The sequence below is a fragment of the Amycolatopsis sp. NPDC034160 genome (genome assembly GCF_055575355.1).
This window is the reverse complement of the sequence record NZ_JBVISU010000039.1, coordinates 1-1,153: the sequence shown is the minus strand read 5'-3', so window position 1 is coordinate 1,153 and position 1,153 is coordinate 1. Positions and strand designations below refer to the sequence as shown.

The window sequence follows — 1,153 nt, the reverse complement described above, 5'->3', positions numbered from 1 at the left end:
GGACACGGAGTACTCGTTCACGGTGGTCGCGAAGGACGCCGCGGGCAACAAGTCGGCTCCCAGCGCCGCGGTGACGGCGAAGACCAAGCCGAAGGCCACGCCTGGCGTGAAGTACAGCTACGACCTGACCGGTAAGTCCCAGCTGCGGAAGCTGACCGGCCCGATCGATCTCCGTGGCGGGATCAACGCGGCGATCACCCTGGCGAACGGGGCCTTCGACGCCGATCTGACGCTGAACCCGACGAGCGCGAAATTCACGCTCTGGGGCTTCGTCCCGGTCAACGCGAAGGTCGAGTTCTCGCCGGTGGGCAAGACCAAGGGCACCCTGGCCGACGGGATGCTCAAGTCGACCTCGGCGGTGACGGTCAAGCTGCCGCGGATCAGCGTCTTCGGGATCCCGGTCTCGGCCAGCCCGACCTGTCAGACGGCGACCCCGGTGCAGATCCCGCTGCGGTCGAAGGCCGGGTTCGATCCGTTGGCGGGCGGCAAGCTCACCGGGACCTACACCCTGCCGCCGCTGCAGGGCTGTGGATCCCTGAACGATCTCGTATCAGGGGTCGCTTCCGGCCCGGGCAACACGGTGGAGGTGAACCTCACCCCGCGTCCGGCCAAGTGAGCTGATCAGACGCGAGAAAACCGGTCCTGCCGCAGCCCGCGGCAGGACCGGTTTCCTTGCCGGACGGGGCGGGGGCTCACCGCCACTTCAGTCTGCGCGCGTAGCCCTCGTCGCGGCGTTGTCCGGCGAGTGCGGAGTAAGACGAACGTGGCGACATGAGCAGCGGGCGCCGGCTATGAGGGAACGCGCAAAAGTCGAGGTAGAGCAGCCCTGATTCTGGACGCCTGGCAGGCTTCAGTGTCCACAAAGGACTTTTTCCGATAATCGAGTGTTGTCTCTATGTGCGGTTCTGCGTGGGTTCGCGAGTGATAATGAGGTTTGGTGTCGCGAAAGCCACTTTGGCAACCTTCAGTGTTGCGAAAGAAGCTTTCGCAACACCTCGTTGAGGGCTTGGGGAGGCCGCTCACCCCTAGCGGCGTGAGCGGGTTTCGGGAGTCGGGTATGTCCCCAATGAGGTTTTCTCAGTGGTGGTCTTGGGGGTGGGGTGAGTTGGGACGGAGAGCCTTGCTAGGACTGGATTTGCGAAGATCAAGTCCG

At 64.4% G+C, this 1,153-nt stretch carries 1 pseudogene; it reads left to right on the top strand.

The annotated features are described in order from the left end of the window. Nucleotides 1-616 (top strand): annotated as a pseudogene (locus tag ACZ54P_RS39780) (fibronectin type III domain-containing protein); the annotation flags it as partial. Nucleotides 617-1,153 lie beyond the last annotated feature (537 nt).